Source organism: Verrucosispora sp. FIM060022 (assembly GCF_003977705.1).
Lineage (GTDB): Bacteria > Actinomycetota > Actinomycetes > Mycobacteriales > Micromonosporaceae > Micromonospora > Micromonospora gifhornensis.
In genome coordinates, this window is record NZ_RQIV01000008.1 from 215,235 (window position 1) to 239,519 (window position 24,285).

Annotated in this window: 25 protein-coding genes; 15 read left to right on the forward strand and 10 right to left on the reverse strand. The window is 71.0% G+C overall.

Features of this window, described 5'->3' with window-relative positions; translation table 11 throughout:
• The first annotated feature begins 8 nt into the window (after window positions 1-8).
• The 5 genes from EG812_RS21590 to EG812_RS21610 all read left to right on the forward strand — a co-directional run bounded on the left by EG812_RS21590 (window position 9) and on the right by EG812_RS21610 (window position 2,322).
• Window positions 9-425: a DUF2795 domain-containing protein gene (locus EG812_RS21590; RefSeq protein WP_013732638.1), complete on the forward strand. Its 417-nt coding sequence runs from the start codon at window positions 9-11 to the stop codon at window positions 423-425.
• Between the two features lie 49 nt (window positions 426-474).
• Window positions 475-936 carry an SRPBCC family protein gene (locus tag EG812_RS21595; protein WP_013732637.1) on the forward strand — a complete coding sequence of 154 codons (462 nt, stop codon included), beginning with the start codon at window positions 475-477 and terminating at the stop codon, window positions 934-936.
• A gap of 159 nt (window positions 937-1,095) precedes the next feature.
• Window positions 1,096-1,353, forward strand: a complete 258-nt coding sequence (locus EG812_RS21600) for a hypothetical protein (RefSeq protein WP_013732636.1) — start codon at window positions 1,096-1,098, stop codon at window positions 1,351-1,353.
• Window positions 1,354-1,470: 117 nt separating this feature from the next.
• Window positions 1,471-1,683 carry a hypothetical protein gene (locus EG812_RS21605; protein WP_126712589.1) on the forward strand — a complete coding sequence of 71 codons (213 nt, stop codon included), beginning with the start codon at window positions 1,471-1,473 and terminating at the stop codon, window positions 1,681-1,683.
• Between the two features lie 264 nt (window positions 1,684-1,947).
• On the forward strand, window positions 1,948-2,322 hold the full coding sequence (locus EG812_RS21610) for a DUF6401 family natural product biosynthesis protein (RefSeq protein WP_043720247.1): 375 nt from the start codon (window positions 1,948-1,950) through the stop codon (window positions 2,320-2,322).
• A 52-nt stretch (window positions 2,323-2,374) separates the two neighbouring features.
• On the opposite strand, the gene EG812_RS21615 is transcribed toward EG812_RS21610, so the two are convergent.
• Window positions 2,375-3,217 carry a mechanosensitive ion channel family protein gene (locus tag EG812_RS21615; protein ID WP_126712590.1) on the reverse strand — a complete coding sequence of 281 codons (843 nt, stop codon included), beginning with the start codon at window positions 3,215-3,217 and terminating at the stop codon, window positions 2,375-2,377.
• A gap of 189 nt (window positions 3,218-3,406) precedes the next feature.
• Between EG812_RS21615 and EG812_RS21620 the strand changes: the two genes are divergently transcribed.
• A complete protein-coding gene (locus tag EG812_RS21620) occupies window positions 3,407-5,527 on the forward strand; it encodes a SpoIIE family protein phosphatase (protein ID WP_043720244.1) in 2,121 nt (706 codons plus the stop codon).
• Window positions 5,528-5,545: 18 nt separating this feature from the next.
• Here EG812_RS21620 and EG812_RS21625 read toward each other — a convergent pair whose 3' ends face one another.
• Window positions 5,546-6,505 (reverse strand): NAD(P)/FAD-dependent oxidoreductase, encoded by a 960-nt coding sequence (locus EG812_RS21625; RefSeq protein ID WP_126712591.1) that lies wholly within the window; start codon window positions 6,503-6,505, stop codon window positions 5,546-5,548.
• Between the two features lie 184 nt (window positions 6,506-6,689).
• Between EG812_RS21625 and EG812_RS21630 the strand changes: the two genes are divergently transcribed.
• On the forward strand, window positions 6,690-8,063 hold the full coding sequence (locus tag EG812_RS21630; RefSeq protein WP_013732630.1) for a glycoside hydrolase family 6 protein: 1,374 nt from the start codon (window positions 6,690-6,692) through the stop codon (window positions 8,061-8,063).
• A gap of 202 nt (window positions 8,064-8,265) precedes the next feature.
• A complete protein-coding gene (locus tag EG812_RS21635) occupies window positions 8,266-8,853 on the forward strand; it encodes a general stress protein (protein ID WP_013732629.1) in 588 nt (195 codons plus the stop codon).
• A 69-nt stretch (window positions 8,854-8,922) separates the two neighbouring features.
• Here the strand turns inward: EG812_RS21635 and EG812_RS21640 are convergent, their stop codons facing one another.
• Window positions 8,923-9,447, reverse strand: a complete 525-nt coding sequence (locus EG812_RS21640; RefSeq protein WP_126712592.1) for a GNAT family N-acetyltransferase — start codon at window positions 9,445-9,447, stop codon at window positions 8,923-8,925.
• Window positions 9,448-9,615: 168 nt separating this feature from the next.
• On the opposite strand from EG812_RS21640, the gene EG812_RS21645 reads away from it, so the two are divergent.
• Both EG812_RS21645 and EG812_RS21650 read left to right on the forward strand, forming a co-directional pair.
• Complete coding sequence (locus tag EG812_RS21645; RefSeq protein ID WP_013732627.1) at window positions 9,616-10,092, forward strand: MarR family winged helix-turn-helix transcriptional regulator; 477 nt, start codon at window positions 9,616-9,618, stop codon at window positions 10,090-10,092.
• A gap of 11 nt (window positions 10,093-10,103) precedes the next feature.
• Complete coding sequence (locus EG812_RS21650; RefSeq protein ID WP_126712593.1) at window positions 10,104-11,093, forward strand: pirin family protein; 990 nt, start codon at window positions 10,104-10,106, stop codon at window positions 11,091-11,093.
• A gap of 217 nt (window positions 11,094-11,310) precedes the next feature.
• Here the strand turns inward: EG812_RS21650 and EG812_RS21655 are convergent, their stop codons facing one another.
• Together EG812_RS21655 and EG812_RS21660 are read right to left on the reverse strand one after the other, a co-directional pair.
• Window positions 11,311-11,934, reverse strand: a complete 624-nt coding sequence (locus tag EG812_RS21655; protein ID WP_013732624.1) for a LysE family translocator — start codon at window positions 11,932-11,934, stop codon at window positions 11,311-11,313.
• Window positions 11,935-11,974: 40 nt separating this feature from the next.
• A complete protein-coding gene (locus EG812_RS21660; RefSeq protein ID WP_013732623.1) occupies window positions 11,975-14,977 on the reverse strand; it encodes a non-ribosomal peptide synthetase in 3,003 nt (1,000 codons plus the stop codon).
• Window positions 14,978-15,335: 358 nt separating this feature from the next.
• Between EG812_RS21660 and EG812_RS21665 the strand changes: the two genes are divergently transcribed.
• The 3 genes from EG812_RS21665 to EG812_RS21675 all read left to right on the forward strand — a co-directional run bounded on the left by EG812_RS21665 (window position 15,336) and on the right by EG812_RS21675 (window position 18,302).
• The gene (locus tag EG812_RS21665) at window positions 15,336-16,517 is read left to right on the forward strand and encodes an argininosuccinate synthase domain-containing protein (RefSeq protein ID WP_158632531.1); all 1,182 of its coding nucleotides are present in this window, start codon (window positions 15,336-15,338) and stop codon (window positions 16,515-16,517) included.
• 70 nt (window positions 16,518-16,587) lie between these two features.
• The gene (locus EG812_RS21670) at window positions 16,588-17,571 is read left to right on the forward strand and encodes an aldo/keto reductase (protein ID WP_126712596.1); all 984 of its coding nucleotides are present in this window, start codon (window positions 16,588-16,590) and stop codon (window positions 17,569-17,571) included.
• On the forward strand, window positions 17,568-18,302 hold the full coding sequence (locus EG812_RS21675; RefSeq protein ID WP_013732620.1) for a sulfotransferase-like domain-containing protein: 735 nt from the start codon (window positions 17,568-17,570) through the stop codon (window positions 18,300-18,302). Before EG812_RS21670 ends, EG812_RS21675 begins: the two co-directional genes overlap by 4 nt.
• A gap of 143 nt (window positions 18,303-18,445) precedes the next feature.
• Here EG812_RS21675 and EG812_RS29980 read toward each other — a convergent pair whose 3' ends face one another.
• Complete coding sequence (locus EG812_RS29980) at window positions 18,446-18,574, reverse strand: hypothetical protein (protein ID WP_013732619.1); 129 nt, start codon at window positions 18,572-18,574, stop codon at window positions 18,446-18,448.
• Window positions 18,575-18,621: 47 nt separating this feature from the next.
• Window positions 18,622-19,344 carry an acetoacetate decarboxylase family protein gene (locus tag EG812_RS21680; protein ID WP_013732618.1) on the reverse strand — a complete coding sequence of 241 codons (723 nt, stop codon included), beginning with the start codon at window positions 19,342-19,344 and terminating at the stop codon, window positions 18,622-18,624.
• A 271-nt stretch (window positions 19,345-19,615) separates the two neighbouring features.
• Here EG812_RS21680 and EG812_RS21685 point away from each other — a divergent pair, with 271 nt between their 5' ends.
• On the forward strand, window positions 19,616-20,437 hold the full coding sequence (locus EG812_RS21685; RefSeq protein WP_013732617.1) for a SigB/SigF/SigG family RNA polymerase sigma factor: 822 nt from the start codon (window positions 19,616-19,618) through the stop codon (window positions 20,435-20,437).
• Between the two features lie 55 nt (window positions 20,438-20,492).
• On the opposite strand, the gene EG812_RS21690 is transcribed toward EG812_RS21685, so the two are convergent.
• Genes EG812_RS21690 through EG812_RS21700 form a run of 3 tightly spaced genes read right to left on the reverse strand, consistent with a single transcriptional unit; the run spans window position 20,493 to window position 23,285 of the window.
• On the reverse strand, window positions 20,493-21,092 hold the full coding sequence (locus EG812_RS21690; RefSeq protein ID WP_013732616.1) for a GNAT family N-acetyltransferase: 600 nt from the start codon (window positions 21,090-21,092) through the stop codon (window positions 20,493-20,495).
• Window positions 21,092-22,618, reverse strand: a complete 1,527-nt coding sequence (locus EG812_RS21695; protein ID WP_126712597.1) for an APC family permease — start codon at window positions 22,616-22,618, stop codon at window positions 21,092-21,094. The genes EG812_RS21690 and EG812_RS21695 overlap by 1 nt, the downstream gene beginning before the upstream one ends.
• 40 nt (window positions 22,619-22,658) lie before the next feature.
• Window positions 22,659-23,285, reverse strand: coding sequence for a GOLPH3/VPS74 family protein (locus EG812_RS21700; RefSeq protein ID WP_013732614.1), 627 nt, complete (start codon window positions 23,283-23,285; stop codon window positions 22,659-22,661).
• A 145-nt stretch (window positions 23,286-23,430) separates the two neighbouring features.
• Here EG812_RS21700 and EG812_RS21705 point away from each other — a divergent pair, with 145 nt between their 5' ends.
• Window positions 23,431-24,273: a helix-turn-helix domain-containing protein gene (locus tag EG812_RS21705; RefSeq protein WP_043720230.1), complete on the forward strand. Its 843-nt coding sequence runs from the start codon at window positions 23,431-23,433 to the stop codon at window positions 24,271-24,273.
• Window positions 24,274-24,285 lie beyond the last annotated feature (12 nt).

Sequence of the window (24,285 nt, forward strand, 5' to 3'; positions counted from 1 at the left end):
CAGAAGGCATGGATCGCGGCAACAGCAAGCACGCACCGAGAGTCGACGAGCAGATGAGTCAGGAGGTCAACGGCCTGGTACAGGGGCCGGGGACCGGTGGCTCGCGGGTCGACGAGTCCCGGGTGCCGGAACCCGCCGGGGAAGACCAGCCGGAGGCGACCACCGCCCCCGGCGGTGACCTGCGCAGCGGCACCCCACAGGGGATGACCTCCGAGGACGTCGAGGCGCGAAGTCGGCTCGGGCGGTTCATCACGATGACCGCCCTGCCCGGCGACCGGGCCGCGTTGCTCGCCAACGCGCGGGAGAACGAGGCACCCGACGACGTGATCGCCGCGCTGGAGCGTCTGCCCGACGGCACCCGGTACCAGACGGTGTCCGAGGTGTGGGCGGCGCTGGGGCACAAGAACGAGACGACGCGCTGGTGAGACGGGCCGTCCAGGCCCGTCGCCCCCGCCGGCGCAGGGAGGGATGCTGATGAGTGGCGTAACCGAACATGTCGACGTGGCCGTCCCGGTGCGGACGGCGTACGACCAGTGGACCCAGTTCGAGGAATTCCCCCACTTCATGGAGGGCGTGGAGTCCGTACGCCAACTGTCCGACACGATGACCCACTGGACCGTGGAGATCGCCGGGGTCAAGCGGGAGTTCGACGCCGAGATCACCGAGCAGCTGCCCGACGAGCGGGTGGCGTGGCGCTCGACCGGCGGCACCCAGCACGCCGGGGTGGTGACCTTCCACCGGCTCGACGAGCACAGCAGCCGGGTCAGCCTGCAACTGGAGTTCGACCCGCACGGCGTCATCGAGCAGGCCGGCGACAAGCTCGGCGTGGTCGACCGGCGGGCCAAGGGTGATCTGCAGCGGTTCAAGCAGTTCATCGAACGACGCGGGCAGGAGACCGGCGCCTGGCGCGGCAAGGTCGACCGACCGCAGCCCTGAGCATGATCTCGTCGACGGCCGCCGGTGTCCCCACCGGCGGCCGTCGCCGTGCACGGCGCACCGTCGGTCGCCGGGCCGGCTGGGCACCGTCGGTGCACGGCTCGGGCCGCGGGTGGCCGCTCCCGTTTGCGGCGACCCGGCGGGGGTACGGCTCAAGGCATGACGGACGACAGGACGTGGCGCAAAGAGGAGCGGCTCTCGCTGGAGGAGTTGGACCGGGCCGTGGCCCGCAACACGCTCGACGGGCAGGCCGATGACGTGACCGCCAACGACGCCGGTGAGGAGGCCGCCTTCGGGCACGGCCCGGAGCCGGCCGACCGCGGTCGGGTCGTGCCCGGCAGCGACCTGGAGCCGACCGACCCGGAGCGGGGTTACCGCCCGTCGACCACCGGCCGGACCGGACCCGACACCATGTGACGCCCGCCCCGACCGGGGCGGTGAGGCGCTGGCCGGACGGTCGGAAATCCGGACAGCTCGGCCAGAATCGGCCGTTCGGCTGACGGCAACGCCCTCGATGCGCGTAAGACTTTCGGAATGCATCAGGGCTCCGGCTTCCTCACCACGCGTCAGCGCCGCCTGGCATGGATCGGCTTCCTCCTCGCCGCCGTGCAGGCACCCGTCTCCGCCCGGCTGGTCGCGGACAGCTCCTGGCTGTTCAGCCTCTGCGTCGCGCTGATGGTGGCCACTGTGATCATCGCCGACGACGCCGCCCGCCGGCGTCCCGCCGACGCCCGCTCGTCCGACTGACTTCACCGCCGACGGCCCGGCTCGCCGGGTCGTCGGCGCTGTGTGATCGGTCACCCCGGCCGAGGGTCGGGTTCGCTCGGTGACGTTGCCCGCTGGTCCGTTTCGTGCCTTGCTGAGGGCTGGTGCACCATCCGCGGCGGCGTGGGCTGCCCGGTCCGCACCGACTCGGAACGCGCGGACAGCCGACGGCGACCAGCGGTGGATGCGCCGGCCAACCGAGTGGACGAGGACGCTACCGGTCCGGGTTGGTTAGATTCGTTCCCCATGCGCGTGCCCCCGAACGAGGTTCCCACCTCCACTGCTGTCGACGCGACGCGAACCACCCTCGTGGGGCTCGCCAACGCCGTCGGGCTCGACGGGTTGGCCGCCGCCAACCAGCTGCCCGGGCTGCTCGCGGTCGTCGATCAGCACGCCGCCGCCGTACGCGACAGCCTGCACGGTGACCAGCGCCCGTTGACCGCCGCCGCGCTCGCCGGCTACGCCGAGGGCGTACGCGCCGCAGCCGACGAACACGGGTGGCAGCCGCCCACGGATCCGATCGACTGGTCGGAGGCCGACTGGGTGCTGGTGCGCCTGCTCGCCGTCTGCGCGCTGACCGCCGCCCTCGACACCCCGGCCCCGCAGCCGCCGCCGTTGTGACGGCAACGGGTGCCCGCGGTCGGCGGACACCCGTTGCGACCTGCTGCCGTGCTCACCGGCGAAACTGCTGCGTTTCGTCACTCGCGGCCCCGGACTGGTGGGTCGCCCGGCCACCGGCCATCGCCTGACTCCGCTCGGCACCGGCCCGGTCGGCCATCTGCCGCTGGGTGTCGCCGCGACCGGCCGCAGCGCCCTGCCGCTGTTCACGAACGGCCCGCGACTCCTCGGCGATCCGGTGCAGCCAGTCCTCCCAACGGTTCTGCATCGGCTTGACGAGGCCACCACCGACGCCGACGATCAGGATGCCGGCCACCGTGGCGAGCACCGCGATGAGCACCGGCGTCGTGACGGTGGTGGCGATGCCCACCTGGTTGAGCGCCGCGATCACACCCAGGGCGATCACGAAGAAGGCCGTCACGTCGGCCAGCACCTTGCCGTACGACAGGCCGCCCAGGAACCCGCTGACGATGTCCCGTACGGCGTTGGCGATCGCGAAGGCGATCACCACGATGACGATCGCGACGAACGCGCGTGGCAACCAGGCCACCACACCCGAGATCAGGTTGCTGATCGCGTTGGGTCCCCAGACCCCGAACGCGAACTGCAACGTGAACAGCAGCACGGCGTAGTACGCCAGCTTCGCCAGGATGTCACTGGCGTCGTACTTCGTTCGTTCCAGTGCTCGTTTGATGCCACCTCGTTCGACCGCCCGGTCGAACCCCACCCGTTCCAGCGCCGCGTCAACGATCTTGAGCACGGCTCTGGCGATGAGCCATCCGACCACCAGGATCGCGATGAACGCGATGGCCCTCGGTACGAACAGCAGCACCGACCTCCACATGTCAGCCACGGCATTGCCGATGTCGACCTGCCTGGCCGCGAAGGTTTCCGGCATGATGTCCCTCCTGTCGCATGGTCTGCCCCGCGCGCTTACCCCTTCGCTCGGACGGCACGCCGCGCCGATCGCCTCCTTTTTCTCGACAGATCGCCACAGGATTGCTCTGAACTGGACTTATGTCCCGAGCCTCGGGGATCGCAGCGCATGATCGAAACACTGTTCGGCTCGCCGGACTAGGCTGCTGTCATGCCAGGAACGGTCGGGCGAGTCCCCACGCCAGCAGGCAGCGTCCCGAGCGCGCGGATGCCTGGCGTCACCGGCATGGTCAGCCGCCATCAGTGGAGCGGCAGCAGGCTCGGCCCCCCGGAATACTGGGACCTGGCCGTACGGGCCGCCGCCGAGATCGTGCTCGCCTCGCCGGCACCGATGGTGCTGCACCTGAGCGACGAGTTCTTCCTGCTCTACAACGACGCGTACGCCGAACTGATCGGCGACAAGCACCCCCAGGCCCTCGGACAGCCCGCGCCGCAGGTCTTCGCGGACATCTGGCCGATGCCGGGCATCGGTGACGTGGTGGAGCACACCTACCGCACCGGCGAGCCGTTCCTGGAACGGGAGATGACCCTGCCGCTGCGCCGGGCCAACGGGCAACTCGACCAGGTGGTGTACGTACGGGCCTGCTCCCCGGTGCGGGACAGCCGGGGCCGCATCGTCGGTGTGCTGTCCGTGATCACCGAGACCAACCCGGCGATCCGGCAGTTGCAGGGGATCAGCGAACTCGCCGCGGCGCTGTCCGGCACCCTCACCCTCGACGACGTGGCCCGGGTCGCGCTGCGCTACGCGATCACCTCGTTCGACGCCGACCGGGTCTCCTTCGCGGTAGACGACGGTGGCGGCTGGCGGCTCGCCCGACGGGTGCGGGGCGAGTTGGTGGACGAGGCCGACGAGCGGCTCCCGCCGCTGTGGCGGCGCGGGCCGGCGGACTGGCCGGCCCCGGCAGTGGTCAGCGCCCGCACCGGACGGGCCAGCTACACCGACGACGGCGAGCCCCTGCGCGAGGTCGCCGCCGACCGTCACGACCAGAAGATCCGATCCCTGGCCACGGTGCCGTTGAGCGCCGCCGTGGTACGCGGTGCCCTCACCGTCGGCTACCGCTCCCCGCACAGCTGGTCCGCGCAGGAGCGGGTGTTGCTGGCGGCGTCGGCCGAGTTGGTCGGTCAGGCCACCGAGCGGGCCCGCCGCTTCGAGACCCAGCACGGTACGGCCCAGTTGTTGCAGCGCAGCATGCTGCCGGAGAATCTGCCGGGCCTGCCCCGGCTGCGGATCGCGGCGCGCTACGACCCGGGCGTGGACGGCAACGCCGCAGGTGGCGACTTCTACGACGCCTTCGTGCTGCCCACCGGTGAGCTGGGCGTGGTGCTCGGTGACGTCGCCGGACACGACGTGCAGGCCGCGGCCCGGATGGGTCAGGTACGCGCGGCCCTGCGGGCGTTGGCCCTCAACGAGCCGCGCCCGGACCAGGTGCTCGTCGGGCTCGACCGTCTGGTCAGCAGCCTGGGTGCCGAGGCCGGTACGCACGAGCTGTTCGTCACCGTGGCGTTCGGGGTCATCGACGTGGCCCGGGAACTGCTCACCCTGGCCAGCGCCGGCCATCCGGCACCGTTGATCCGGCGTTGCTCGGCCGACGGCGAGCCGCGAGCCGAGTATGTGCAGGTGCCGGCCGGCGCGCCGCTGGGCGTCGGATACCAGCCGGCGACCTGCACCGTCGCGTTCCCGCCCGGCGACACGTTACTGCTGTTCAGTGACGGCGTGGTGGAACGGCGACGGCAGGGGCTCACGCACGGTCTGGCTCGGTTGGCCGAGTCGGTGGGCGCCGCGCACAGCGGCGACCCCCGCGCGCTCTGTGCCACCGCCACCGCCGCGGTGCCCGGCGCCACCGAGGACGACGTGGCTGTGCTCGCCGTCGAGTACGCGCTGCGGCCGAGCCGGTCGGCCCGGATGGAGGTACCGGCCGAGCCGACGGCGCCGAGCCGGGTACGGCACTGGATGACCGCCCAGCTCACCGAGTGGCAGGTGGCCGAGTCGGTGATCGGCGCGGCGGTGCTGTGCACCAGCGAGTTGACCACCAACGCCCTGCTGCACGCCGGCACGGCGGCCCGGGTGGAGATCGACCTGAGCCCCGAGCGCCTGCTCGTGTCGGTGGCCGACTCGGGTTCGCGCGGCACGGTCACCCGGACCCGGACGGACACGTTGAGCAGTCGGGGCCGTGGGCTGGGCCTGATCGAGGAGTTGAGCGACGCCTGGGGCACCGATCCCACCGTGCGGGGCTCGACCGTCTGGTTCGAGATCCTCACCCCGCCGCAGTAGGGCTTCAGCGCGGGTAGCTCAGGTCAGCCGGCTGGCAAGCGCGCGACCGAGGTCGTGGCCGGAGCGCCACGCTGTCTGTACCCGGGGTGGCGCACCGTACGCGTCTCCGGCCAGCCCGATCCCCTCGTCGTCGAGGTGGAACCCGGCGGCGGAGCCGGCGGTGGGCTGGGCGTACGTCCACCGGTGCAGGTGCACGTGTACCGCCGGTTCGGGCAGGGCGAGCAGGTCGCGTACGGCCGCCTCGACCGCCGGGGCGGCGGCGGTGGGCTGGGCGAGATGCCCGGCGGCGAACTGCGCGGTGGTGTGCGCGACGAGCACGGGCTCCCGGTCACCTCGGCGGTCCCCGTCGTCGCAGACCAGGCGCAGCACCGGGTGGTCGTTGACGAACGCGCCCCGGAAGTCCGGCCAACGCCGGTGCGGGAACCGCAGCATCGCCGCCAGTGACGGTGACCAACGCTGGTTCCGCAGCGCCTCGGTGGCGGCGGTCAGGGCCGGGTCGAGCACCAACGCGGCCTGTGGCCCGGGCATCGCCAGTACCGCTGCCTGGCACCGCTGGCCGTCCACCGACGGTCCCGGGGCCACGTCGAGCACCAGCCGGTTCACCAGCACCGGCAGGTCCTGCGACAGGTGCTCGACAAGTGAACGGAGTCCGCCCGGCGCCGCCCACCGCATCGGGCCACGGACCTCGTGCCGCCCCTGCGCGCCGTACGCGACGAAGGTGTCCGTCCACTCCCGGACCAGCCCGGCGGCCTGCCACTGCGCCACCACCTCGGCGAAGTCCGGATCGCTGACGGTGAAGTAGGCCGCGCCCAGGTCGGCCGGACGCCCGTCGAACCGTTTGCTGGCCATCCGGCCACCGGTCACCTGGGCACGTTCCCTGAGCTGGACGGGCACGCCGGCCCGTTGCAGCTGCACCGCGCACGCCACACCGGCGATGCCGGCACCGACCACCACGACGCCGGTCCGCTCCGTAGTCACCCGGTGATCTTACGTACCGGTCCCTGCTGGCTCCGTCGTACCTGGCCGCTGGCCAGGCCGCCAAACATACCTAAAGCCATCGATGCTTCCGGAAGGTCTTCACAATCTCGCAACGGGTGCGTACCTTGACGGACATGTGGGAGCGCTTCCACGCAACTTGCTCGATATATCCGAGGAGCAGACCATGAGAACCCGACGCACGTCCGCCGTGGTCGGCGCGGTGACGGCACTCACCGTCGCCGCCACCGTCGGCGTGGGCGCGCTGCTGGCGGCGCCCGCCGCGGCTGCCGATTCCGCCTTCTACGTGGACCCGCAGACCAGCGCCGCCCGCTGGGTGGCGGCCAACCCGGGCGACTCCCGGGCCGCCGTGATCCGGGACCGGATCGCCAACGTGCCGCAGCCCCGCTGGTACACCACCACCAACACCTCGACCGTGCAGGGCGAGGTGAGCCAGTTCGTCGGCGCCGCCGCGGCAGCGGGCAAGATCCCGATCCTGGTGGTCTACAACATCCCCAACCGCGACTGCAGCAACCACAGCGGTGGCGGCGCGCCCAACCACAGCGCCTACCGTCAGTGGGTGGACCAGGTGGCGGCCGGCCTGCAGGGTCGACCGGCCACCATCATCCTGGAGCCCGACGTGCTCCCCATCATGACCAGCTGCATGGACGGCAACCAGCAGGCCGAGGTCCGGGCCTCGATGGCGTACGCCGGTAAGGCCCTCAAGCGCGGCTCGTCGGCGGCGAAGGTCTACTACGACATCGGCCACGGCGGCTGGCTCTCGGCCGGCGAGGCCGCCAACCGGCTGCTCGCCGCGGACATCGCCAACAGCGCCGACGGCATCTCGGTGAACGTGTCGAACTACCGCAGCACCGCCGGTGAGGTCTCCTACGCCAAGTCGATCATCGCGGCGACCGGGATCTCCCGCCTGAAGGCGGTCATCGACACCAGCCGTAACGGCAACGGTCCCGCCGGCTCGGAGTGGTGCGACCCGCCGGGACGGGCGATCGGCACGCCGAGCACCACCAACACCGGCGACTCGGCGATCGACGCCTTCCTCTGGGTCAAGCTGCCCGGCGAGGCCGACGGCTGCATCGCCGCCGCCGGTCAGTTCGTGCCGCAGCGGGCGTACGACCTGGCCATCGCGGCCGGGCCGCTGCCCACCACGCCGGCCCCCACCACCCCGGGGCCCACCACTCCCCCGCCGCCCACCACTCCTCCGCCGCCCAGCACCCCGCCGCCCGGTGGCGCCGGTTGCACGGTGACGTTCACCCCGAACACCTGGACCGGTGGCTTCACCGCCGAGATCCGGGTGACCAACCGCGGCAGCTCGGTGAACGGCTGGACCCTGGCCTTCACGGCCGGCTCCGGGGTACGGCTGAGCAACGGCTGGAACGGCGTCTGGAGCCAGTCCGGCGACCGGATCTCGGTCCGTAACGCCGACTGGAACGGCAGCCTGCCCAGCGGTGGCACCCTCAGCACCGGCTTCCAGGGCACCTACAGCGGCAGCAGCCTGCCGGCACCGAGCGGTTTCACCCTCAACGGCACCAACTGCACCTGATCGCACCTGCCTGGGCCCCTCGCCACCGCCTTCGGGCATCGGCGAGGGGCTCACGCCTGCGTCACCCTTGTCGGCTGATTCTCCGTCGGCTGTCGCCTCCGTCGGCTTCAGCGCCGGTGGCCGACGTCCGGTTCGCCGGCCCGGCCGACGCGTTACCGCTGCCCTCGGGCGGGAACGCGTGGAGCGACGAAGGAGGAGACCCATGACCACACAGTCGAATCCCCCGGCCTGGCAGCCGGGCGTGACCGGTGGCGGCACCCTCCCGTCGGGGCCGGGTGGCCGTACCGCGGCGCCCAGCGGCGACGGGCACGGTCCGCAGCTCGGCCCGCCGACCGTGACGATCGGGGCCTACCCGGACTATCCCTCCGCCCAACGGGTGGTGGACCACCTGGCCGACAACCGGTTCCCGGTGGAACGCAGCGCGATCGTGGGCACCGATCTGACCCTGGTGGAGACCGTGCTGGGTCGGATGACGACCGCTCGTGCCGGTCTGATCGGCGCCGGCACCGGTGCCTGGTTCGGTCTGTTCATCGGCCTGTTGTTCGGCATCTTCACCGTCGGCAACTGGCTCGCGGTGATCCTGGCCGGCCTGGTCATCGGCGCGATCTGGGGCGCGGTGTTCGGCGCGGTCGCCCACGCCATGACGGGCGGCAAGCGCGACTTCACCTCGGCCAGTTCGCTGCGCGCCAACCAGTACGCCGTCATCGTCGACGCGGACGTCGCCGAACAGGCCCGTCAACTGCTGGGCCGACTGCACCTGGGTGGGCGCGCCCCGCAGACCGCAGGTTGACCTCAACCGCGCACGATTCCCACCGCCCCCGACCGGTACGGTCGGGGGCGGATCGTGTGCCCGCGACGGTCAGTCGGTGGCCAGGCGGGCGTGCAGATGCTCGTCGTGGCGCCGGCCGTCGCCGTAGCGGTGCGACTGCCGCAGGGTGCCTTCGGCCAGGTAGCCGGCCCGTTCGGCGACTCGGCAGGAGGCCGGGTTGCCCACCGCGTGACACAACTCGATGCGGTGCAGTCCGAGTTCGGCGAAGGCCCAGGCGGTGACGCGGGCGACCGCGGCCGAGGCGAGCCCTCGTCCGCGGGCCGCTGGCACCACCCAGTAGCCGATCGAGGCGTCCCCGTCGTGGATGCGGTGCAGCGACACCGAGCCGAGCAGCACGGCCGGATCGGTCGGATCGGCCAGCGCCAGCGCCACGTTCGTGCCGTTCGACCAGTCGGCGCGCCGCCGTACCCACTGTCGGGCGGCGTCCAGGTCGAGACCGTCGCCCTGGGGGTTCCACAGAGCGATCTCCGGGTCACCGAAGGCGTCGAGGGCGGCAGGGGCGTCGCCATCCTGCCAGGGACGTAGCAGCAGGCCAGGGCCGGTCAGGTTCACCACGTCGGGCAGTGTGGCACACGCTCCTCGCGTACCACCGCTGGAATACGGTCACCGGTCCGAGGCTGTCATTCAAACCTTCAATATCTTCTCCCATGAGCCCCGCTGCCCGCTTTCCGGGCAGCAGTTCAGCGAGATAGTTCAAATTTTAGTTTGTGCTACTGTGGGGGCATGACCGAGAGCCTGAGCCCCGACCGCCTCGCCGCCTGGCGGGGGTACATCGAGGCCAGCCAGCGGTTGCTCACCCGGCTGGAGGAGGATCTGCGCGCCACCAGCAACCTGAGCCTCGCCGACTATCACGTGCTCGTGCTGCTCAGCGAGGTCCCCGGGCAGCGACTGCGGATGGGCGAGCTGGCCGAACGGCTGGTCTTCTCACCCAGCCGCCTGACGTACCAGATCTCCTCGATGCAACGGCGCGGCCTGGTGGCGCGGCAGCCGTGTGCGCAGGACGGGCGGGGCAGCGAGGCGGTGCTCACCGCCGCCGGCCTGCTGGCCCTGCGCGAGGCCGCACCGCAGCACCTGCACTCGGTACGCACGCACCTGATGGACGACCTCGACGACGCCGAGATCGCCTGCCTGACCAGGATTTTCACCCGACTCGGCCAGCGGCTGCAGGCCACCGCCAGCCCCGCTCACAGCGACAGTTGAAGGAGCCTCCGATGCCCGCGATCACCGTCGACAACGTCCTCGTCCTGCCCCGACTGCCCCGGCTCGACGAGTCCACCACCACCATCCGCCCGGTCCGCCGGCTGACCACCGCGCCGAGCGGCTTCGAGGGCGAGGGCTTCCCGGTGCGCCGGGCCTTCGCCGGGGTACCGACCAGCGAACTGGACCCGTTCCTGCACCTGGACCAGATGGGCGAGGTCGAGTACGCCCCGGGCGAGCCACGGGGCACCAGCTGGCACCCGCACCGGGGCTTCGAGACCGTCACCTACATCATCGACGGAATCTTCGAGCACCAGGACACGCACGGCGGTGGCGGCACCATCACCAACGGCGACACTCAATGGATGACGGCCGGCAGTGGCCTGCTGCACATCGAGGCGCCGCCGGAGCACCTGGTGGTCAGCGGTGGTCTGTTCCACGGCACCCAGCTCTGGGTCAACCTGCCCAAGGTGGCGAAGATGAGCCCACCGAAATACCAGGACATCCGGGGCAACCAGGCCGCTCTGCTCACCACGCCGGACGGCGGCGCGCTGATCCGGGTGATCGCCGGTGAGATCGCCGGACACCAGGGACCGGGCTCGACGTACACCCCGATCACCGTGACCCACGTGACGGTGGAGCCGGGGGCGCAGGTCGACCTGCCCTGGCGGCCCGACTTCAACGCCCTGGTCTACGTGCTGGGCGGGCGCGGCACGATCGGCGCCAACGGCCGTGGCGTACGCACCGGGCAGCTCGCGGTGCACGGCCCGGGTGACGCGCTGCGGTTGCGGGCCAACGCCCGGCAGGACAGCCGCACGCCGACGCTGGATCTGTACATCATGGGCGGTCAGCCGATCCGCGAGCCGGTCGCCCAGTACGGCCCGTTCGTGATGAACAGCCGTGACGAGTTGATCCAGGCCTTCGAGGACTACCAGGCCGGCCGGCTCGGGGTGATCCCGGCCGAGCGGCTGGCGCACACCGACGGCCAGGGTTCGCGACCCTGACCCGGTGACGACAGATGGGGGCGCCCGATGCGACCGGGGCGCCCCCGCTGGTCAGGAAACGGCGAATATCCCGGCCACGCCGAGCACCACCATCACCAGTACGGCCAACAGCGCTCCCCGCTCCCCCTCCACCGCCTGCTCACGGTGTTCGGTCACAGCGCGCTCTGCCGGGCGCACCCGTACCGTGAGGGCGAGGCCATGCGGTACCGGTGGAGGATCAGAGAAAGACCAGGCGGGCGGCGAGGGCCACGAAGACCGTGCCGGCGATCCGGTTGAGCAGCGTGTCGACCCGGTGCCGCCGGTGCAGCCACTCCCCCAGCCGACCGGCGGCGAGCGCGATCACCGAGTCGACCAGCAGCCCCACCAGCACGAAGAGCAGCCCCAGCACCAGCAGTTGCACACCCGCGCCCCCGGCGTCGGCATCGACGAACTGCGGCAGGAAGGCCAGGTAGAACAGGACGATCTTGGGGTTGAGCAGGTTCGTCATGGTGGCACGCCAGAGCACCGTACGCAGCGGCACTACCGCACGCTCCTGGACCTCCGACGCCGACGAGGAGTCCAACCAGGCCCGGACACCGATGTAGACCAGGTAGGCGGCACCGACGTACTTGATCACGTCGAAGAGCACCGGCACCGCAGCCATCAGTGCCGCCAGGCCGAGCGAGACCAGCACGGTGTGCACCAGCATGCCCAGGGACATGCCGACCGACGCCACCAACCCGGCCCGGATGCCCTGGCTGACCGAGGTGGCCAGGATGTAGAGCATGTCCGGGCCGGGCGTCACGCAGATGACCAGCACCGCGACGAGGAAGACGGCCAACAGGCCAGGATCGATCAGCACAGACACCAACCACAGTGAACGGAGGTTCCGAAGAAAGGCACTACCTTGCCACATCCAACCGATCAAGAAACGCCGCCAGGTCCGCCAACGGGGAACCGGCCGCGAACGCCTGCCCAGCCAGCTCACAGGAGGTGAAGTGCGCGGAGCTATCGGTGAAGAGACGGTCGAAGCTGGCCGGGGCGACCGGGTCGGCGCCCTGCGGTGCCGGCAACAGCATCGCCACCCGGACCAGCCGCTCGTCCGCGTCGCCGGACGCCGCCAGCGCGCTCAGCCGGGACCGGAACTCGGCGTAGCCGAGGTGTTCGGCGCCGGCCTCGGCCAGCCGGGCAAAGATCTCCGCGTACCCGAGACCACCGGGTCGGAGCAGGTGCACCGTGCCGCCGGCCGCAGGTGCCGCACCGAGGACCGCGTCGGCCAGACAGCCGGCCAGCAGATCCACCGGCAGGTGGTCGGTGCGCGCCCCGGTCGGAAAGACCACCCCGGTACGCGCCGCCGCGTAGACCACCGAGTGCGCCAGTGACGCCCGGTTCGGCAGCCCGATCCGACGGTGCGGCCAGATCTCGCCGAGCCGGTAGACCACCGCGTCGACCCCGAAGCCGCGGGCCCGCTCCAGCAGGTGCTCGGCGACCAGCTTGGACTGGTCGTACCCGCCCGGCGGGAGCGGCTCGTCCAGTCCGGGCAACCGGTCCGGGCCGATCGGTGTCCCGGACGTGCCGCGCGCCGCGGCGGACAAGACGCTGAACGTGGAGAGCACGTGCAGCCGGCAGCCGGATCCGGCGGCGGCGAGCCGGACCAGCTCACCGGTGCCGAACACGTTGGGGCGCCGGTGGGCGCCGTAGTCGCGCAGAAAGTTGACCAGTGCACCGGCATGCACCACCGCGTCCACCGCGCCGGCCAGGGCCCGGAAGGCAGTGTCGTCGAGGCCGAGCAGCGGTGCGCCCAGGTCACCGGTGACCACCCGGACCCGCCCCTGCACCAGGGCGTGCTCCAGGGCGGTGAGCGCGTCGGTCAGCCCGTACGCCCGCAGCACCGCCACCAGCCGGGCCGCTCCGGCAGCCGGATCGGCCGCCCGGACCAGGCAGTGCAGCTCGACCTCCGGCCGGGTCACCAACTCGGCCAGTACGTGCGCGCCGACGAAACCGGTGACCCCGGTCAGCAGCAGCTGTCGGGCCACCGTCGGTGCCGGCGGCACGCCGGCACCGACCAGGTCGCTCGGGTCGGCGTCGCGGGCCAGCAGCCCGAGATCCACCGCTGCGCCGGTGTCGCTCTGCCCGCTACCCAGCAGCCGGGCCTGGGCCCGTACGGTGTCGGCCGCCAGCAGGTGGGCCAGGGACACCGGACCGGCCTGGCGCAGGCCGAGCAGTGCGGCGAGCTGGTGGGTGAGCAGCGAGGTGCCGCCGTAGTCGGCGAAGGGCACGCTGACCGAGACCTCGGCGCGGCCGAGCACCTCACACCAGGCCGAGGCGACCAGCTCCTCCGCCGGGCTGCCGGGCGCCTCCACCGGAGCACTGCCGGCGGCCGTCCGGGCCACCTGCTCCAGGGCGCGCCGGTCGAGTTTGCCGTGTGGGGTCAGCGGAATCTCGTCCACCACGGTCACCGCCCGGGGCACGGTCTCCGGGGGCAGCGACGCCCGCAGCCAGTCGACCAGGGTGGCCGGGGTGACGGTGTGGGACTCGTCGGACCGCAGACTCACGAAGGCTGCCAGGGACCGGGCGTCGCCCTCGCCCCGGACGATCACCGCGGCGCCACGTACCGCCGGGTGCGCGGCGAGGACCCGCTCCACCTCGGCCAGTTCGATGCGGACCCCGCCGACCTTGACCTGGTCGTCGCGGCGGCCGTCGAACATCAGCAGCCCGTCCGGGGTGTGGTGACCCAGGTCCCCGGTGCGGTAGAGCAGGTCACCGGCGATCTCGGGGAACGGGTTGGGCACGAAGGCCCGGGCCGTGCGCTCCGGATCACCGAGATAGCCGGCGCCGACGCAGAGGCCACCGATGTAGATCTCGCCGACGGTCTCCGGGGGCACTGGGCGACGTGCGTCGTCGAGCACCACGGCGGCGGTGTTGCCGATGGCGGTGCCGAGGGGGATTCGGCCGGTGACCTCGGTGATCTCGTGGAAGACGGAGCCGATCGAGCACTCGGTCGGGCCGAAGGTGTTGGTCACCCTCAGGTCGGGCAGGAGCTTCCAGAGGCGGTCGAGCACCGCACCGTTGGCTTCCTCGCCACCGATCAGCATCCGGCGCAGACCGGCCAGTTCGGCGCAGAGGTCGGCCCGGAGTTCGAGGAGGCTGACCAGTGCGCCGAGCACCGAGGGGACGAAGTCGGTGATGGTCACCGCGTACCGGCCGAGGATGTGGCAGGTCTGCTCCAGGTCCAGGATGCCCTGCCGGTCGGGCAGGACCACCTGGCCGCCGGTGGTCAACGGCCAGAGCAGTTGCCACATCGAGGAGTCGAAGGTCGGCTTGCTGTTCTGCAACACGATTTGCTCGGCGCCGTCACCGAAGTGGTGTGACATTGCCGCGAGCCGGTTGACCAGACCCCGATGTCTGTTCAGTGCGCATTTGGGAGTGCCGGTGGAGCCGGAGGTGAAATACCCGTAAATCAGGTCGTCCGGGCCGGGGCGTGGGCCGGTCGGAGTTCCGCTCACCAATTGTGTGCGGTCAATTATCAGAACATGGTCGGCGGTGCCGAGGCCGACCAGTGCCGGTGCAGTGGCGGCCACGGCGAGGACGACCCGGGGCGAGAGTTGACGGAAGAGTTCGGCCAACCGGGACGCCGGCCAGCCCGGGTCGACCGGCACGAAGGGGGCACCGACCTTCATCGCCGCCAGCAGACCGATCGGAAACTCGACGCCCTCGGCGATGACCAGCGGGACGAAGTCACCGACGCCCACCCCGCGCTCGACCAGACTCTCGGCCAGCGCCTCGGCATGCTGGTTGAGCTTGCGAAACGTGAGGGTCTGGTCGCGGAAGCGGACGGCCGGCCGGTCCGGGGTCCGTGCCACCGTGGCCTCGAAGAGGTCGATGACCGAGCTTTCGGCCGGCACCGGCAGGATGGGCCCGAGACCAGCCCGGAGCGTAGCGGCGGGTCGTGGTGCGGATGATCGGGCGTCCAACGCTCGTCCCTTCTGCCGTGCCGCCGGCAGGTGTCGCCAGCGCGCACGGTCGAGGACCGGCGATTCACTGGGAATCGTCAGGTCATAGTGGATCTTGGTGTGATATGACCGAAATAATGGTTGCCGATCGTCGGCGAGGATTCGATTTACGCAAATCGAGTTACGTTTTAACATAGACCCGCTTGTCGCGACAGTCCTTGATGAGTGACGGATCAGGTTGCTAGGGTGTGCCGGCCCTGCCAGGAGCCCTTTCGGGCAGTGCTGCCCCATGACGAGAGGCACCGAACACATGCGACACGGGGACCTCGCCGACCAACGCGTCGGCGTCTTCCAGGCCGGTGGCCTCTCCAGTCTGGCCCTCGGTGTGTGGCTGCGGGAGCAGGGCGTGGCCAGTCACCACTACGTCGCCGACCTGGGACAGAGCAACCCGGACGAGATCGCCGACCTGGTCGCCTCGCTGCGCGACGCCGGCCTGCCGGCCAGCGTCGTCGACCTGCGCCCCCGGATGGCCGAGATCGGTCTCGACCTGCTGCGTTACCAGGCGCGACATGACGGCGGTTACTGGAACACCACCGGTGCGGCCCGGCTCGTCCTCGTCGAGCAACTGACCCCGGTGCTGCGGGCCGACGGCTGCACGGTGCTCGCGCACGGCTGCGTGGGCGGCGGCAACGACCAGCGTCGCTTCGCCGCGTACGCTCGGGAGTTCGCCCCCGACCTTCGGGTCTACGCCCCCTGGACCGACCCGGACGCCCTCGAGCGCTTCGCCGCCGGCCGGGGCGCCATGCTCAACGCGGTCAAAGACGCCGGCTTCTTCCTCGACCGGGGCAGCGACGCCGACCGCTCCACCGACGCCTGCCTCGCCGGCGCGTCGCACGAGTCCTCCGCCCTGGAGGATCTGGCCACCCCGGTCGACGCCGGCAGCCTGACACCCCGCTGGAGCGTCTATCCGAGCGAGGCACCGGCACAGGCCGAGACGGTCGCGGTCAGCTTCGACGCCGGCCGGGTCACCGATGTCGACGGCAGCGGTCCCGACCCGGTCGACGTGCTGCGTACCGCCCGGGATCTCGGCGCCCGGCACGGCGTCTGGTTGCGCGACGTGGTGGAACGCCGGATCATCGGCACCCGGTGCCGGGGCGTCTACGAGGCACCCGGGCTGGAGATCCTCGACACCGCCTGGCAGCGGGTGCTGGAGGTCTGCCTCGATCCGCACGCCCGAGGGCTCTACCAGTCGCTCGGGCCGGTGCTCGGCGCGGCGGTCTACGAGGCCCGCTACGCCAGTCCGGTCGCGGCGGCCGCCCGCGCGGCGATCGACGAGCTGGTCCGCCCGGCCACCGCCACGGTTCGGCTGGTCCTGCACCGGGGCACCGCCCGGGTCGCCGGCATCGACGCCCCCGGGGTCGGCCACGACCAGCAGACCCGCTTCGGCACCGGCGGCAACCGGTGGCGCGAGCCGATCGTCGGCCTGCGCTGACGGCACGTCACCGGCGCCTCGGCCCGGTCCCGCACCACCATCGAAGGCAGCGACAGGACAGGAGAGGTCCGTGCAGTACCGCAGGTTCGGTCGGTTGGGCTGGTCGGTCAGTGACGTCGGTTACGGCATGTGGGGCATCGCCGGTGGCGAGGGGGGTTGGAGCGGCGCCGACGACGCCACCGGCCACGCCGCCCTCGACGCGGCGGTCGAGGGGGGTTGCAACTTCTTCGACACCGCCTGGATCTACGGCCGCGGCCACAGCGAGGTGCTCCTCGGTGAGCTGCTGCGCCGGCATCCGGACCGCCGGCTCTACGTGGCCACCAAGATCCCGCCGAAGGACCGTAACTGGCCGTCCACCCGGGAGTCGAGGCTCGAGGACGTCTTCCCGGCCGACCACGTCCGGGAGTACCTGCACAAGAGCCTGGAGAACCTCGGCGTCGAGCGGATCGACCTGTTGCAGTTCCACGTCTGGGAGGACTCCTGGGCCGAGGATCCACGCTGGCAGCACATGGTGCGGGAGCTGCGCGAGTCGGGGTTGGTCACCGGGATCGGGCTCAGCCTCAACCGCTGGGAACCGTGGAACGGCATGGCCGCGATGCGTACCGGCCTGGTGGACGCCGTCCAGGTGATCTACAACATCTTCGACCAGGCCCCGGAGGACGAACTCTTCGGTCTCTGCCAGGAGCTGGACGTGGCGGTGATCGCCCGGGTGCCCTTCGACGAGGGGACGCTGACCGGCACCCTGACCATGGAGAGCACCTGGCCCGAGGGTGACTGGCGCAACAGCTACTTCGTGCCGGAGAACCTCGCCGCCAGCGTGGCGCGGGCCGAGGCGCTGGCCAAGGACGTACCGGACGGGATGACCATGCCGGAGCTGGCGCTGCGGTTCATCCTCGCGCACCCGACGGTCAGCACGGTCATCCCCGGCATGCGCAAGATCCATCATGTGCAGGCGAACCTGGCCACCAGTGACGCGCCCCCGCTGGAGGAGTCGGTACTGGCCCGGCTGCGCGAGCACCGCTGGGACCGCCAACCCACCGCCTGGTCCCAGTGAGCGGCACCCCGGTGATCGCCCTCTGGGCGGTGCCGCGCTCCCGCTCCACGGCGTTCCTGCGGATGCTGATCGAGCGCGGTGACCTGGCCGTCGTGCACGAACCCTTCTCCAACCTGGCGGCCGTGGGGCACTTCGACATCGACGGCGAGCGCGCCGCCAGCATCGGTGAACTCTTCGACCTGCTGCTCGCCCTCGGCCGGCGCAGCGGACAGCGGGTCTTCCTCAAGGAGACCACCGACTACCCCTACGACGAGATCCTGCGCGACCGGCGGCTCTACACCGACGTCACCAACACCTTCATGATCCGGGACCCGGCCGCCGTGGTCGCCTCGCACTACGCGATGAACCAGTCGGTCGAACGCGACGAGATCGGCTTCGAGCGACTGCACGGCATGGTCGAGGCGGTCCGCGCGGTCACCGGGGAGGTCCCGCTGGTGCTCGACGGCGACGAGGTGGCCGCCATACCGGAGGCGGCCACCGAGCGGTTCTGCCAGGTGACCGGGCTCCCGTACCGCCCGGAGGCGCTGCGCTGGCAGCCCGGCGAGCAGCAGGCCTTCGCGCGCACCCGGGCGTGGCACCGGGACGTGGAGGCGAGCAGCGGCTTCACCACCCGGACCACCCGCCACGAGGTACGCCCCGACAACGACCCCTGGCTGGCCGCGCTGGAGGCGTACCACCGGCCGTTCTACCAGGCGCTGCACGCGCTGCGGTTCTCGCCGCACCCGGCCTGAACAGCGCCCGGACTGCAGTCCCGACGACCTTCCACGGCCGGTGCCGGGTCACTCCTCGCTGGCGGCATGCAGGGCGTTCGCGGCCCTGACCCGACTGTGACGACAGATGGGGGCGCCCGATGCGACCGGGGCGCCCCCGCTGGTCAGGAAACGGCGAATATCCCGGCCACGCCGAGCACCACCATCACCAGTACGGCCAACAGCGCTCCCCGCTCCCCCTCCACCGCCTGCTCACGGTGCTCGGTCACAGCGCTTGTCGTCTCGCCGGGCATGGTGCGGCCTCCTCGAGGTAGGGGTGAATGCCGATCCAGCCCCTGGGTTACCCGAATGGGCCTGCGGAAACCCCCGTCGCGCCACTGGACAGCTCCAGTTCGCCCCACACCGTCAGCCCGCCCGGGTAGGCGAACGACGACCGGGGGGCGTAATAGCCCCAGGCGATGGTGAGCGGATTCTCCGGACGCAGCGCGTAGACCGGATGCTCCGGTTCGAGGAACTCCACCGACTCGATCTCGAACCCGCCTACCGGTTCGGAGATCACCGGATAGGTGCTGCTGACCACCTGCCCGTCCAGGGCGGTGAGGTAGCGGTGGTGGCCGTTGTGTGTGGTGGTGCCCGTTTCGCCGACGCGGGCCTGGGCCCGGATCACCGGTACCCCGCCGATCTCCGTCTCGGCCACCACCTTGTCGTGGTCCGACCTGATGGTGGTGCTGCCGGCCAGGGCGGGAGCGCCGCGGGCGAGGGCGTAGTCGCGGACCTGGTCGCTGGAGGCCACGTAATGGGTCCACCAGCCGCCCGGGGTCACCCCGTCCGGAGCGGGCACGTCGGCCAGGGTCACGCCGAGATAGGCAAGTGAGTACGAGCCGAACCCGGAGGTCTGGACGGGGTCGTCCACCACGTACTGGTTCATGAACACCTGCCGGTCCGGATGCGGTCGCAGGCCGGCCGGAACGAGCGCGGCCACCGCGTCGGGATCCGCCGGCAGCCAGCTGAAGTAGAGCGCGCGGCTGTTGACCACGAGGTGGGGAACGGCAGGATCGAGCACGGTGCCTCCGGACAGGGGATGTACCGCGACGCTACGGCTAGTCCCGTGGACGGGACAAGGGCGAAAACTCGACAGTCACCATCTTTCGCCATCCAAACCACCAACCCGTGTCCAATTCATGTCGTTAAGCGACCTAAAATCACTTAAAGACATCGTCCGTTCGGCTAGATTTTCGCTGCCCTATCAGGCTATGGTGACTCCCGAACGTACGAACAGCGCCTAACCGAAGCGTCACGTCTTTATCCGCGGACGAGGTGCAGGGAGGACCACCATGACCGCGCCAACGATCACCGAGCCGGCGACCGCGCCGACGACCGCGACGAAGCTCGACCCGCGAGCGCTCACCGACAGCGCCACCGACCTGCTCAACGCGATGGCCGCGCTACCCGCCGGGCACCCGTCCCGTGCCGCGCTGCGCGACCGGGCCATCGAGGCATGGCTGCCGCTGGCGAACCACCTCGCCCACCGCTACAGCGGCCGGGGCGAGCCGACCGACGACCTGGCCCAGACGGCGGCGGTCGGCCTGATCAAGGCCATCGACAAGTTCGACCCCACGCGCGGCGTCGACTTCGCCGGCTACGCGATCCCCACCATCATCGGCGAGCTCAAGCGCCACTTCCGCGACCGCACCTGGGACATCCGGGTCCCCCGGCGGCTGCAGGAGCTGCGCCTGGCCATCTCGGACGCGAACAGCTCGCTGCTGCAGACCCTGGGCCGCTCGCCGACGGTGGCGGACATCGCCGCCCACCTCAAGCTCACCGAGGAAGAGGTGCTGGAGGGCCTGGAGGGTGCCCGCGCCTACAACGCGGTGTCGCTGTCCACGCCCACCGGCGACGGCGACCGGGCGACCGAGCTCGGCGACATGCTCGGCGGCGAGGACAGCGAGTTCGAGCTGGCCGAGCTGCGGGTGGCGTTGGGACCGGCGCTGGCCACGCTTGACGAGCGCGAGCAGAAGATCCTGACGCTGCGCTTCTACGGAAACCTGACGCAGTCGCAGATCGCCGAGCAGATCGGCGTCTCGCAGATGCACGTGTCCCGGCTGCTGGCTCGGGCGCTGACGAAGCTGCGGGGGCAGCTCGACGGTACGTACTAGGAGGGGGTGGCGACGATGGCCGGGCCGGCGGGCCCGGCCATCGTCGTGTTCACGATCAGGCCGGCTGGCTGCCCGGTTCCCGCCACATCGGCCAGAACGGCGTGCCGTCCGGCAGCCGGAACGGCTCGGCGACCCGGTAACCGTGCCGGGCGTACAGATCCCGGCTGGTCTCGCTGCTCGCCTCCAGATAGGCCGGTACGCCGTTGGCGTCCAGCCAGGCATGGTGGTGCCGCAGCAACGCACTCCCGACACCCGTGCCCTGCCGGTCCGGCCGCACGGCCAGCATCGCCAGATGGTGGTGGTCGGCATGCGGGTGGTTCGCCGCGAACAACTCGTCGAGGTGGGCGAAGCGGGGCGTCCACTCCCCGCACGCGGCGGCCAGCCGGGCGTCGTAGTCCTCCGGCTCGGGCAGCGGATCGCCGACCGACGGCAGCCAGACGGCCACGCCGACCCGGTCCGCGGTGCCGAAGACCAGCCCGTGCCGCAGCGCGTGCGACACGACGATCTCGAACTGGGCGGCCAGCACCGCTTCCCGCTTGGCCTCGTCCGGCACCAGCCACCGGGTCGCGTCCAGCACCAGGAATGCCTCGGCGATCCGTTCGGCCACCCACCGGGCGTCAGCGGGGCCGAGACGATCGATGTCCGCCTGTGTCATCACCGCACCCCCGTCGTGGGCTGCACCGGATCGGTGCCCGCCGGCGGCAGCCCGACTACCGCGGCGGTGCTTTCCGCGCCCAGCCCGATCCGGGCGTACGTGTCGGGTCGGGTGCGCCGCAGCACCACGCCCCACAGCACACCGAGCGCGGCGGCGACCGGGTACGCCGCCGGGAAGAGCCAGCGCAGCGGCGAGTCGGGCTCCACGCCGAGCAGGTTGGCGAAGTTCTGCACCGCCAGCACGATGATCGCGAACAGCGCGATCGCGGCGATGCCGGGCGCGATCAGCCGCCGCCACAGGGTCTCCTGCTCACCGCTGCGCGCGAAGTACACGATGATCGCGATGGCGGTCGTCGCGATCAACAGCAGCACACCGAAGCCGCCACTGGTGCCCAGCCAGAAGAACAGTTGGAGCACCGGGTCCCAGCCGTTGACGGCGTACAGCAGGATCACCGCCAGGCCGAGCGTGCTCTGCGCCAGCGAGGCGGCCCGGGGCGCGCCGGTGACCGGCGAGGTCCGCCCGAACGCCGCCGGCAACACCCGCTCCCGGCCCAGCGCGAAGGCGTACCGGGCGGTCGTGTTGTGGAACGAGATCATGGCGGCCAGCACCGAGGTCAGGAAGAGCGCCTGGCCGATGGTGAGCACGGTGTCGCCCAGGTGCGCCCCGGCAAGGTTGAAGATCAGGTCGATGCTCTGGGCACCGGCCTCCTCGACGACGCGGTCCGGCCCCACGGCGACCGTCATGCTCCACGAGGAGAGCGCGTAGACCACGCCGATGATCGCCACGGACAGGTAGGTCGCCATCGGCACGGTCCGCTTCGGGTCCTTGCTCTCCTCGCTGAACACCACCGCGGCCTCGAAGCCGACGAAACCCAGGATCGCCAGCACCAGGACCGCGCCGACCCCCGGCACGAAGAAGTTGTCAGGCGAGAAGGCCGCAAAGGTCGCGCCCCCGGCGGCCGGGTTGCTCAGCTGGCCCAGGTCGAACAGCACGATGATGGCGATCTCGGCGCAGAGCAGCGCGGCCAGCACCATGCCGTTGATGTCCACCCGGAGCAGGCCGAGGACCCCCACCAGCGCCCAGGCCATCAGCGCCACGATCCACCACTGCGGGGTGATGCCGAAGAGCCGGTCCAGCACCGGCGTGGCCGCCGCGCCGATGGTGCCGTAGAGCCCGACCTGCAACGCGTTGTAGGCCAACAGCGCGACCCAGGCCGTACCCACCCCGGCGGGGCGGCCCAGGCCACGCGCGACGTAGGCGTAGAAGGCGCCGGCGTTGGCCATCCGACGGGCCATCGCCACGTAGCCGGCGGAGAAGATGGCCAGCACGGCGGCGACCGCCAGGAAGGCCAGCGGGATGCCGAGCACGCCGATGACCCCGTAGCCGGTGGTGACCACCCCGGCGACCACGGTCAGCGGCGCCGCCGCGGACAGGACGAAGAAGACCACGGAGGGTACGCCGAGGCGGCCACGGGCCAACGCCTCGGAGACGTTGCTTGGTCGCTGCGATGTCACTGTGGAGGACATGGGAGCTCCGGTGTGAGAGTGAGGGGTAGGGGGTGCCGGCTCAGGGAATGCCGCGCAGCACGGCCGCGCCCACAGCGGCCTCGGTGTGCGCCACGAGTTCCTTCAGCGGCGCCGGCAACGCGGGGATGATCAGATTGAGCCGGTGGTGTGCGCGGGGGCCGGCGCTCCACAGCACCTCCCGGGTCAACCCGGCGGAGGCGACGAGGCCGAGCAGCAGCGCGTCGGGCACGCTTGGCGGATCGGGGCGTTCCAGCACCGCGCGCAGCCGGGTGGCCGGCCAGGCGGCCACATTGGGGTCGATCGGTACGTAGCTGACGGTGGTGCGCAGCAGCCGGCGGCTCTCCTGCCGGCGTAGCGCGCCGGCTCGGGCGAGCCGCTCCCCCACCGCGGTCACCGCGGTCTGGGCGAGGAAGCTGAGCCAGGTGCGCACCGACTGGTGCTGGGCCTCACCGATCAGCTGGTCGAGCACGGTGTGCGCCAACGCGTCGGCGGGTGGACGGCGGTCGATCACGCCGACCTGGCCGTTGGCGACGGTGATGTGTCCGTAGAGGATCAGCTCACCGAGCAGGCCACCGGCCAGACCGAGGCCGGTGGCCGCCGGATGCAGCTTCGCCCTGCCCCGGATGTCGTTGTGCGCGATCAGGAAGAACTCGTCGGCGATGAGCACCGGTCCTCCCCCGAATCGCCGTCCATTGTGATCGCTAGCTCGGGGGCAAGCATGCACGTCGGACCCATTCAATGCAACTCCCGTTTTCGACAGTTGCACTCCGTGCTGATGCGACCTGCAGGTTTTCCCGTGACAGACTCGGAGGGTGACTGCGAGCCCCACTGTCCGACGCCGCCGCATCGCCCGGGAACTACGTCAATTGCGCGAACGCGCGGGAATGACCCTGGATGTCGCCGCCCGGCAACTGGACATGTCCAAGAGCAACCTGTCCCGCATCGAGAACGCCCAGATCGGCATCAAGCCGCGCGACGTCCGTGCCGCGCTGGCGCTGTACCAGGTGACCGGAAGCGACGCCGAGGCACTCATCGAGATCGCCCGTGGTGCCCAGCAACGCGGCTGGTGGCAGCACTACAGCGACGTACTGCCGGAGTGGTTCGAGTTCTACGTCGGCCTGGAGGCCGAGGCCGCCACCCTGCGCACGTACGAGGCCGAGGCGGTGCCCGGCCTGCTGCAGACCGAGGCGTACGCCCGGGAGGTCTATCGCCTGACCGCCGGCGAGGAGGACCTCGACCGCAAGGTCGCCGCCCGACTACGCCGACAGAACGTGCTGCGCGGCGATCAGCCGGTCGACCTGTCGGTGGTGTTGAACGAGTCCGTGTTGTTACGCCCGGTTAGCGATCGAGGCGTGATGGCGGGGCAACTGTCTCATTTGGAGGATGTCGCTCAGTTACCGAACGTCACTATCCAGGTACTGCCGTTCGAGGCCGGTGGTCATCCCGCGCTGAACTCCCCGTACGTGATCCTCACGTTCCCCGACGCCGCCGACGCCGCCGTGGTCTACCTGGAAAATCTCACGACAGGCCTGGCACTGGAGGAGGCTGCGCAGGTGCGCTCGTATAGCCTTGTGCACGAGAGGCTGCGCCAACTGGCGCTGGATCCGGCGGCATCCCTGGTCCGCCTCAAAGAGGCCTCTCGCTACTTTACGTGATCGCGTCGCCGC